Below are 10,635 nucleotides of genomic sequence, written 5' to 3' on the forward strand. Positions count from 1 at the left end.
ACCAGCGCCAGATACTGATATTCGGTGAAGAAGGGCAGGAACGCTTGAAAAGATCCCGGGTGTTCATTGCAGGCGGAGGGGGGTTGGGTTGTCCCGTAGCACTTTATCTTGCAGTTGCCGGTGTTGGATGCATTGACATTGTGGACCGGGATGTTGTGGAAAAGACTAATCTGAACCGTCAGGTGCTGCACTGGGAAAAGGACATAGGTAAACCTAAGGTCCTCTCCATCGAAGAAAAGATCCGGGAAATAAACCCTGATATCAAGGTCATTGCAAGACATGAGACCATAAATGAAAATAATGTCCTCGAACTTGTAAGGGATACCGATATCATTGTGGACGCTTTGGATAATTTCTCTGCGAGATATCTGCTCAATCGTGCAGCTCTGCATAACGGCATTCCTCTTGTACATGGGGCTATCCGGGGCTTTGACGGTCAGGTTATCACTATCTTTCCGGGTAAGACCGCTTGCCTGAAGTGCGTATTCCCATCTGCACCTCCTGAAGAGGTATTCCCTGTGATCGGTGTGACTCCCGGTATTATCGGGACACTCCAGGCAAACGAAGTGCTCAAGTGCCTTCTGCGGATGGGCGAACCCCTTGAAGGACGATTGCTTGTATGGGATGGCTTGAATGCGAAAATGGATACCTTTACAGTCAAACGCAGGGATAACTGCGAAGCCTGTGGAGATCCAAAACACTCTTGACGGCTTTTTCTATAATTGATGTTCATCAATAATTGTGTGATCAAACTTCAAGTTAAAGATGCAAAGCGATCATGGTCTATTTTACTGTTAGTTCCAGTGGAAATAAAGGGGTTTTATATTTCTAATGTTTAATAAAACATAACCATACATGTTCATGAAAAGAGAGAACGATCGTATGCCCTTATTCAACCCCTTGCTATAACCCTTTTACAACCCCTTTTGCACATTCTTTATATAAGGTCCGAGGATCATATCCTTATAAGCTCCTCCTGCCGGGACCTTTGGATACAGGATCTCCTCGCTGTCAGTGCAGACCTCCAGGAAGCAAGGTCCTTTTCCAGCCAGAAGATCTTCGATGCCTTGCCTGAGATCCTGCCGGTCTCTTATTCTTTTTGCATAGTTAAAACCAAAGGAACGCGCTATTTCAGCAAAATGCACATCCTTTTGCCTTTGTGTTCCTGTCCTCACACCTTCATACGCTGCATCCTGCAGGTTCTGGACCATGCCATCGCTCCTGTTGTTCAGCATGAGTATCTTGACAGGCAGGTCAAGGGATGCAATGGTATGCAATTCACCCAGGTTCATTCTCAGGCTGCCGTCGCCATCAATGGCAACGATCTTCGAATCCGGGTCTGCATAATAGGTTCCAATGGCCGTAGGCATGGAAAAACCCATTGTGCCGAATGATCCGGAGGTCATGAAGGACTTTTCCTTTTGCATAGGCAGATACTGGGCTGCAAGCATCTGGTGATTACCGACGCCTGTGGTTATCTTTGTATGCTCGTCAACATAAGCCGATAGCACATCCATAACCTCGGCAGACTGTATATATGCCGAAGCCCTGTTGTAATCCAGAGGCAACGACATTTTAAGTTCCCGGGCACGCTCCTGCCATTCATGTATGTCCAGGGTGATGTTATGTTTCTTAGCGTAGTCCAGCAGATCCCTGACAGCTGTGGGAGCATCTCCAATGAATGTGAACTTTGGTCCGCGCTCCATCTTGATCTGATGCATTTTCTCGGGGTTGATGTCTATATATGCTATGTCAGTTCCGATTGCAAATCCCACTTTTTCTGCTACTCGGTCATCCCACCTGACACCAATGGCAAAGAAAAGATCGTTTTCCTGGATAAGCATATTAGCATAGGGTGTCCCGAACATGCCCAGCATTCCCAGGTTCAGGTCTTCTCTTTCATCAACCACTCCCTTTGCCATGAGCGTATTTACAGACGGTATCCTGAAATGTGCATTGAACTCCCTTATTGCCTGGCTCCCTTGCTGTGAGTTCAGGCCCCCTCCCAGATAAAGCAATGGCTTTTTGGAACGCAGCAGCAATTGGAAAAAGTCTTCACACTGGTCATCACACAGATGCCGGTCATCATGATAACTTTCTTCGAACCTTCTTACGTTAATGGCTTTATAATCATGGACCTTCTGCTGTTTGTCAAGAGGGAAATCTATGACCACAGGACCTGGTTTTCCCGATCTGGCATAGTAATATGCATCCTTGACAATTGATTCAACATCTTCATTGTTGGAAAGCTGGATTACTTTTTTGGCGGCATCTCCAAAGACGCCTGTTACATTGATGTGCTGAAAAGAATCGGTACCTATCTTGTGTTCCGGAACCTGGCCTGCAAATACAAGTAATGGAATACTGTCGCCGTAAGCATCTGCAACAGCTGTGAGAGTGTTCGTTATGGCCGGTCCAGATGTAACAATGGCAACACCCACCTTGCTACTTGACCGTGAATATCCGGCTGCACTGAATGCAGAGGATTGTTCGTTCGAATTTATCACAATCTCAATACTGCTTTTCTGAAGCGCATGGAACACAGGAAGGATTGCTGCTCCTGTATAACCAAAGACGCATCTGACCCCAAGGTCCTCCAGACTTTTGACAAGCACTTCTGCTCCGTTCATTTCTTTCATATTCAAACCTCCTTTGAAAGAAAACAGCCTGGCACAGAATGTACTAAACAGTGAACAACCCAAAAACAGTACACTTGAGCCAGAATGGTCTCTTGCTCAAGCGAATACTACTACCACTACTACAGATACATTAGGAAGAGTGTAGTTTGTGGTAGAGTTCAACATCAAAGAAGAAACGCGACAAGTTATATTAATGGATTACGGGCATGCTTTAATGTGAAAAATTTTACTTGACAGAGATCATTGTTATCATGGACACAGAAAAAATAAAAGTATGGTCAAAAAAGACTGTAGCAACCTATATATGTAAATATATACTATTAATCATTAAGTAAAGCTGCTTGGCTCCCGAAGCAGCCCATGACATCAAATACCTGAATGATGTGTTAATCATGACACATGTTGTTGTTAAAAATGTTTTTAGAAAAGAGAGCATTGGATTTACCGGATTAATAACGATCGCTTTAGTGGCTGCTAAGGCAATGGGGTTCCTGGACATCGAATGGCTATGGGTGTTTGCACCATTGTGGTGGCCGGCAGCGTTTGTTCTTGGTTTGATGCTGATCTTTGTAACTCTGATAATAATAGTACTTTTCTTAGCTATTATTGCTGTAAATGCTGTAAAGATCGCTTATCACCTGACATAAATGAAGTGGATCACATATTGTTTATGTTTTTATAAATGTATGCGATGTTGTGCTGCATTCATTGCAGCACAGAGTGCATTCTATTGAAATCTAAATAGTTACAAATAGGATGATATAGCTGGATGGATGTATAACTCCTCTGAAATTATTGGAGCGGTGATCCCTGTTTTGAACCATCATGTAAGTACTTTAGGCCCTGGTGACGTTTTCCGGGATTGGCTGGTACATGCACTTGGAGACAGAATAAAGAACAAACACTGTAAAGTAGACGTTTTTAAGTACGCCCCCTCTTCACACACTGTATGCAGGTATAAGTTCAAAGGAGAGAGGTACAGTGTTATAGTAAAGTTCTTTGCAGAGCCTACGGGAAAATTGAAAAGATACAATGCTTCCGAGGCAATGGCCAAGGAATTCAATAATCTTATGGCAGTCAGGTCCATCATAAACGTTCCCGCACCAATAGCAATGCATCGGGACTTCAACTGTGCCCTTGTGACCGAGTATATATCGGGCAAGTCTCTTGCATGGCATCTTTCACATGAGACCGATCTTTATGACCGGCTTACATCTGTTGCTCACATGCAGCGCAGGCTCCATGAACATACACGACATGACTATTATGACAAGGCGAGGGACTTCGCTAATTTTCATAGTGTGCTGGACCATCTTAAGCTTGATCGCTCCACAAGGGACCATTTCGATCAGCTGCTTGGGAAATGGTGGTACAGTTCCCTGCTTGACCAGAGGCAGGGCTGTATGATACACAGGGACGCAACGCCCTCTAATTATGTGTTCCATAAAGATGTTCCATATATTCTCGATCTTGAAAGTTCTTGGTATAATGCACACTATGCACGGGACCTGGGGATAATGTGCTCCGAGCTTAAGAACCATTTTCAGCTTCAGGAAGGTTCAGGTAGGCTTGCAGAACCATATATAGGTCATTTTCTGTGGCATTACAGCAAGAACGAAAATGACTTTTTAAGAACCACCAAAGTGATTCCTTTCTTTATGAGCCTGGGCTTTTTGAGGTCTGCCAGACTGCACAGGCATTATCCACATCACGAGTATCTGATAAAGGAGGCAGCTGCATGTTTGAGATCTCTCGGATAAAAGGTATTATCTTTGATTGCTACGGGACACTGATAGATATAGATACGGACGAAGACGACTATTACACGTACGATACTGTGAGCAAATGGCTGAAATACAAAGGAGTGAAGATCGATCCTGATCTCCTAAGATCCGAATATCATTCTAAGATTCGGGATAAAATGGAAGCCTCTAAAGAAAAATATCCGGAGGTGAGAGTGGAAGAGATATTTGCAGAGATCTGCGGTGAGAACGCTATATGGAAGAGTGACACCACGTATCTGGGCATTGAGACTTCAAAGGTGTTCCGTTCAGCGTCCCTGCGCAGGCTGCATCCTTTCCAGGAAAGTCTGGAGATACTCAAAAGATACAAAGGTCTTTCCCTGTGCTTAGTTTCTAATGGACAGCGTGTGTTTTCCGAGAAGGAGTTGCGTTTTCTGGGGCTATATGAATTTTTCGATCATGTGATCTTTTCTTCTGATATGAGATACAAAAAACCCGATCAGCGCATCTTCAGGATAGCACTTGAGCGTATGAAGCTCAAACCTGAGGAAGTGCTTTCAGTTGGTGATACAGCAGAAAATGATATAATTGCGCCTCAGGAAATAGGAATGGAAGCCATGCATATCTATGATGCCTGGAGGGACTTGCTTGATTAAGGATCAAGTGATATCAGCTTTCTTCTGTTTCCAGGCAAATATTTATCATGCACATCGTCCACTTAATTTGAGGCTCGATCTCCATGAACATGATATTTGATCAAGAAATGTGTACACAATGCGGTATATGTGCGGAAATATGCCCAATGGGAATTATCTTCCGCGATGCACAGAACATGCCCTATATTCCCGATAACATGGGCTCTGCCTGTACAAGATGCGGGAATTGTGAAGCTTTCTGTCCCGAAAGCGCCATTTCACCTCTGTTCGAAACTGAACATTCTGTTATTGATGATGCTGTACTGCCTGGTATCACACCTGAACGGCTCGGCCTCTATATGAGAAAGCGCCGCTCCATACGTAATTATAAAGACGAAGTCGTTGACAGGTCCACAATAGAAAATATGCTGGACGTTATACGTTTCGCTCCTTCCGGAGTTAACAACCAGCCTGTGCACTGGCTGATCGTGCATGATCCAAAACAGGTTCAAAAGCTTACCAGACTTACCATTGACTGGATGCGCGAGATAGTTGCCTCAGACACTCCCAATCCCATGAAACCTGTAATGCAGGGGCTCATTGCAGCTTATGCCAATGGGAAAGATCCCATTTGCCGGGGCGCACCGCATCTGGCAATAGCGCATGCTCTGGCAGATAACCCCATGGCTTACACAGACAGTATCATCGCACTTTCCTGGTTCGAGCTGGCTGCCCCGGCCTTCGGACTGGGAGCTTGCTGGGCAGGTTTCCTCAAAATGGCTGCGACATCATGTAAACCCGTCACAGATGAACTTGGGCTGCCTGAAGGCCATGCAGTACAATATGCAATGATGTTCGGTTATCCGCAATATGAGGTCTGCAATATCCCGGGCAGACTTCCTTCCAGGATCGCATGGAAATGATTGGGCATAGGACTTAAAGAAAAATCTTACATTGTAGTGTGTTGGGTTTGAGGAAGATCGTCATCCGGAAAGGAATAAAGTTATTCTTCTGAGAGGTGTGATCTTCTTCAAACGGCCTCTTTTTTATTTTTTGTGCGCATGGATCCACCCTATTCAACATCTCTTCCATTTTGCTTATCTTCCGATCTGTCCTTTTGAGGCAAAATACGTTTTTGATTCAGACGGATTCCTATGTACTATGTTTTAATATCTACTATTTTGCCACAAGTGGACCAATGTTATAAAAAAAGAATAAAAGGACTATGCTCTGTCGCCTGCAGGCAACTCAAAAGTGAAGTTGCTACCCTTACCCGGTTCGCTCTCCACCCACACTCTGCCGCCATGCAGTTCGACCAGTTCTTTGACCAATGCAAGCCCAAGACCTGTACCTTCATACTGCTTGGATACAGAATTATCCAGTTGTGTGAACGGAGTGAAAAGTTTTTTCTGGTCGTCGGAAGAGATGCCTATGCCATTATCAATAACAGATATGCGTACCATCGACCCGACCAAATTTGTGCGAATGTTGATCTCTCCTCCATTGGGAGTGAACTTGATAGCATTACCAAGCAAGTTATAGATTATCTGCTTTACTTTTGCCTCATCAGCCATTAGAATGATATTAGTATCATTGTCGTTCCATATATTTACAGTTATTTTCTTCTTGGTTGTAAGAGGCTGCATTGTTGCCACCATTTCTGCTATAAGGCCCTCAAGCTTGATAAGTGTCAGGAAAAGTTCCATCTTACCAGCTTCCACTTTTGAAATATCCAGTATCTCGTTGATAAGGTTGAGCAGGTGTTTGCCGCTGTTTGAGATGTTCTGAATATAATGATTATGTTTAGTGCTTAGCTCACCGAAATATCCTTCCAGCATAGCGTCGGAAAAACCAATTATAGCATTAAGAGGTGTGCGCAGTTCATGGCTCATGTTGGCAAGGAATTCGCTCTTTGTGTGGCTTGCCGCTTCGGCAATAACCTTTGCATGAAGCAGAGATTCCTCCAGCTGTTTACGGTCACTGATATCTCTTATGATCGACTGGATGGTACATGGACGTACATCCACTACCGAACCACTTACATCTGCAACCATCTTATGTCCATCTGCTTTAATAAGTTCTATCTCCATGCGGAAAGTGCCTTCATGCTTGATCTTTTTCTGGGTCTCTAAAATTATACCCAACTGATCGGAAGGTAAAAGGTCAATGAATGTAATCTTCTTAAATTCTTCTATTGAGTATCCCAGCATATCACAAGTTCTAGTATTAACGTCGATTATGTTACCTTCCAGATCATGTATTATTATAGCATCATTGGAGTGTTCAAAAAGAGATCGGTATTTTTTCTCCTTCCTGGAAAGCTTTTCTTCAGCCTGCTTGCGCTCGGTTATATCCCGCACCACTGCCTGGGCAACGTCATGGTACCCTTCAAGAAGAGCAGCATTGATCTCCACATTAATAACATTGCCATTTGCTGTGAGGTATTTTGTTTCTCCGTGTATTGACTTTGTAACTTTGAAAATATCTAATACTTTATTTCCCGGTTCCCTTTCTTCAGGGATCTGCAGGTCAACAACCGACATATTTTGGAATTGTTCTTTGGTGTATCCCAGCATCTGGCAGGCCTTGTCGTTAACATCAAGGATCCGGCCATCCAGCCTGTTTATAAAAATAGCATCTGCTGATTGTTCTACAAGTGACCGGTACTTTTTCTCACTTCTGATAAGTTCCGCCTCTGCATGCTTTCGCCATGTAATGTTTATGACGGTGCCGAAGATCTTAACAGTTCCATCCTGCTGAAGATGTGCTATTGTACTGGAGTTCACCCAGACTATATCTCCGTTATCTTTAACGAGGCGATAGTCCAGATTAACATTGTTCTCTGGATTGTGCAAAGAGAGTTTTAGTGCATCAAGGACTTTTTGAATATCCTCGAGATGGATACAGGAGAAATACTTATCCCAATCGTTCCCTATAGTTCCCCGAGGCAATCCCAGCATTTTATCCACAGCTGGAGATATATACGTATTGATGAGCTTTTCATTCTCATCAACATCAGCTTTCCAGATGATGGTATCTATTGCATTGACAACATGCTCATAGTCTTCCTCTTTTTTGACCAGCAGACTTTCGGTATTTTTGCGCTCAAGGACATTGATGATCATCTCACCTATGAGCTTCAATAGATAAAGAGTACTTTCATCCCATTCTTTTTTCTGAGTTTGACAATCCAGTCCTATAAAACCACTGAATTTACCTTTATAGGAGATAGGAACCAATAGCACAGATTGAATTCCTAACTCGATAAGTGTTTCTTTAACCGTGATGTCCTCATCAGTTAATTGCTGAGTGTCAGGGACATAAATGCTTTCAAGTTCATTGAATTTGTTTAACTGTTTTTGCATCTGAAATTTTTGGTTGACGCCGATCTGTGATCTAATACCTTCAGCATGCCATTCATGAGTCTTGATGACAAGATCCGGATCATCAGTTGCTAAAAAAATACTAGCTCTCTCTGCACCAGTGAATTTGGCAATTTCCTCCAGGGTTTGATCGATCTTAGTGTCAATATCTTTAAAACTTGTATTTATAAAATTACTGGAAATATGTGAATAGATATTTTCTTGCCGTTTTTTTTGTTCCAGTTCGCTACGTGTTTGTTTTATTATCGTGGCATCTTCGATAACTGCATGACAACCGATGACATGTCCCTCTTTGTCTGTCCGGGGTATCGTCTTAAAACGCACAAAAGCCTCTTTACCCCATTTAGAATGATAGTATGTCTCTATTTCTGTGATCTTTCCGGTTGAAATGGCTTCCCGGATGCTGGCCGATATGCCGGATGCGACCAAAGGTGGAAAGTTTAACATATTGATCTGTTTTGTGGATGCAGCTGAAGGAGAACCCATGAATTCAAGAAGAAATCTATTGACTGCAGTGACATTTCCCCTGGTATCAAATGAAAGAATACCTAAAGGCAATTCATCAATAAGACCATTGCAATTATCTTCATCCAGTCCATCAGATAAGATCCTTTCATATTTAAGTGGAAACATATTATTCTTTGCAAATTCTATGCTCTCCATATACCAAGGTCTGAAGCTCCACCCCACTGGAAATGGCCCTTTTATACAGTAGCTATATCTGAAAATGATTATTTTGTGTTTTCCCGCGTGAATCGGGTATAGTTTATGCGGTTATGGTAATGATCTTATCGATAGCTATTGATGTGTATCGGCCTTGAACTATCTCAAGCCGGACAAAACCGTTCCCGCACTCTTTAACCTTGCCTTTGAAAGTGGCAATCCCACCGCAGTAGATCGTCACTATCCTTCCAAGGAAGTCCCGCACGATAAATTCCTCCATCATGTTCATTCTCCCGATGTATGATGGTCTCACTCTTTATTCTATGTATATAGATTTGATTTAAAAGTTTGCATTAATATAAGAATAAAAGACTCGTTCACATAATGAATTAATTAGAGGCATGTTCAGAAAATTTACTTATTAAGTTCTTTCTTTCTTCCTTTCTTTCATGCACATTTACAAATTCAGTTAGCAGCCTTTTTCAGGGGTATCTCAAAAGTGAAGTTGCTTCCCTTTCCCACTTCGCTTTCAACCCAAATATGCCCTCCATGTAATTCTATAAGTTCTTTGACAAGTGCAAGCCCCAGTCCGGTGCCTTCATATCTTCTGGCAACAGAAGAATCCAGTTGTGTGAATGGTCTAAACAGTCTATTCATGTCCTGGGGTGAGATGCCTATACCGGTATCGATCACTGATATTTGAGCCATGTTGCCATTGATGTTCGTGCGGATGATCACACGCCCTCCACGATGAGTAAATTTGATAGCATTTCCTAACAGGTTGTAAAGTACCTGTTTTATCTTGGCCTTGTCAGCAAACATGGTTTGTAGTTCCGGATCCCTGGAAACGTTTATTATGATCTCTTTTTTTGCTGCCAGGGGTTGGACCAAAGATACCATTTCGTCCAGCAGGCTATCTATATTAGTGGATTCCGGGAACAGCTTCATTTTTCCCGCTTCCACCTTGGAAATATCCAGGATGTCATTTATCAGATTAAGCAAATGTTTCCCACTATTTGATATGTTCTGAATATAACGGGTCTGTTTAGGGTCGAGCTCACCGAAATACCCCTCCATCAGCGCATCGGAAAAGCCTATGATTGAATTAAGAGGTGTACGCAGCTCATGGCTCATATTAGCAAGGAATTCACTTTTGGTACGACTTGAAGTCTCCGCTGCGATCTTGGCCTGTAGCAGGTTTTCTTCGGCGAGCTTACGGTCGGTTATATCCCGTGCCAATACCTGGACAGTGTCATCATGATCTTCAAGGACAGTAGCATTTATTTCTACATCTATGCAGACATCCTTTGAAGTAATAGCTTTCGTTTCACCATGGATAGACCCGTTGGCCGTGAACTGTGCCAGATATTCATCGATCTTTTCTTTTTCCGAAGGGATCAGGAGATCAAAAAAGGACATATTTTGTAACTGATCCTTTGTATAACCCATCATCATGCAGGCCCGTTTGTTTATGTCGATGATTCTTCCATCAGATCTTATGATAAATACAGCATCATTGGATTGTTCAAAAAGGGATCTGTATTTCTTCTCGTTCCTTATCAGTTTCTCTTCT

At 42.9% G+C, this 10,635-nt stretch carries 9 protein-coding genes; 5 read left to right on the forward strand and 4 right to left on the reverse strand.

Annotation, left to right across the window (positions count from 1 at the left end; all coding sequences use genetic code 11):
- Positions 1–707: HesA/MoeB/ThiF family protein (locus AB7U21_RS07455; RefSeq protein WP_428388024.1), on the forward strand; the 707-nt coding region annotated here is incomplete at its 5' end.
- Between the two features lie 207 nt (positions 708–914).
- Here the strand turns inward: AB7U21_RS07455 and AB7U21_RS07460 are convergent.
- On the reverse strand, positions 915–2,639 hold the full coding sequence (locus AB7U21_RS07460) for a thiamine pyrophosphate-binding protein (protein ID WP_428388026.1): 1,725 nt from the start codon (positions 2,637–2,639) through the stop codon (positions 915–917).
- Between the two features lie 341 nt (positions 2,640–2,980).
- Between AB7U21_RS07460 and AB7U21_RS07465 the strand changes: the two genes are divergently transcribed.
- From AB7U21_RS07465 to AB7U21_RS07480, 4 genes are all read left to right on the forward strand, one after another.
- Entirely contained in the window at positions 2,981–3,286 is a 306-nt protein-coding gene (locus AB7U21_RS07465; protein ID WP_333787316.1) for a hypothetical protein, read from the forward strand.
- A gap of 126 nt (positions 3,287–3,412) precedes the next feature.
- Complete coding sequence (locus AB7U21_RS07470; protein WP_428388028.1) at positions 3,413–4,399, forward strand: phosphotransferase; 987 nt, start codon at positions 3,413–3,415, stop codon at positions 4,397–4,399.
- Positions 4,378–5,037: an HAD family hydrolase gene (locus AB7U21_RS07475; RefSeq protein ID WP_333787318.1), complete on the forward strand. Its 660-nt coding sequence runs from the start codon at positions 4,378–4,380 to the stop codon at positions 5,035–5,037. Before AB7U21_RS07470 ends, AB7U21_RS07475 begins: the two co-directional genes overlap by 22 nt.
- A gap of 89 nt (positions 5,038–5,126) precedes the next feature.
- Positions 5,127–5,939: a nitroreductase family protein gene (locus AB7U21_RS07480; protein WP_333787319.1), complete on the forward strand. Its 813-nt coding sequence runs from the start codon at positions 5,127–5,129 to the stop codon at positions 5,937–5,939.
- Positions 5,940–6,239: 300 nt separating this feature from the next.
- Here AB7U21_RS07480 and AB7U21_RS07485 read toward each other — a convergent pair whose 3' ends face one another.
- The 3 genes from AB7U21_RS07485 to AB7U21_RS07495 all read right to left on the reverse strand — a co-directional run.
- The gene (locus AB7U21_RS07485; protein ID WP_333787320.1) at positions 6,240–9,032 is read right to left on the reverse strand and encodes a PAS domain S-box protein; all 2,793 of its coding nucleotides are present in this window, start codon (positions 9,030–9,032) and stop codon (positions 6,240–6,242) included.
- A 133-nt stretch (positions 9,033–9,165) separates the two neighbouring features.
- Complete coding sequence (locus AB7U21_RS07490) at positions 9,166–9,345, reverse strand: MM0924 family protein (protein WP_333787321.1); 180 nt, start codon at positions 9,343–9,345, stop codon at positions 9,166–9,168.
- A gap of 182 nt (positions 9,346–9,527) precedes the next feature.
- On the reverse strand, positions 9,528–10,635 hold a 1,108-nt coding region (locus AB7U21_RS07495; RefSeq protein WP_428388031.1), incomplete at its 5' end, for a PAS domain-containing sensor histidine kinase.

Source organism: Methanomethylovorans sp. (assembly GCF_050177135.1).
Classification (GTDB): domain Archaea; phylum Halobacteriota; class Methanosarcinia; order Methanosarcinales; family Methanosarcinaceae; genus Methanomethylovorans.

Bases quoted from the DNA above. Each gene is read 5' to 3' on its own strand.
- AB7U21_RS07460 (WP_428388026.1), bottom strand. From the start codon at position 2,639: ATGAAAGAAATGAACGGAGCAGAAGTGCTTGTCAAAAGTCTGGAGGAC.
- AB7U21_RS07470 (WP_428388028.1), top strand. From the start codon at position 3,413: ATGTATAACTCCTCTGAAATTATTGGAGCGGTGATCCCTGTTTTGAAC.
- AB7U21_RS07475 (WP_333787318.1), top strand. From the start codon at position 4,378: ATGTTTGAGATCTCTCGGATAAAAGGTATTATCTTTGATTGCTACGGG.
- AB7U21_RS07480 (WP_333787319.1), top strand. From the start codon at position 5,127: ATGATATTTGATCAAGAAATGTGTACACAATGCGGTATATGTGCGGAA.
- AB7U21_RS07485 (WP_333787320.1), bottom strand. From the start codon at position 9,032: ATGTTTCCACTTAAATATGAAAGGATCTTATCTGATGGACTGGATGAA.
- AB7U21_RS07490 (WP_333787321.1), bottom strand. From the start codon at position 9,345: ATGATGGAGGAATTTATCGTGCGGGACTTCCTTGGAAGGATAGTGACG.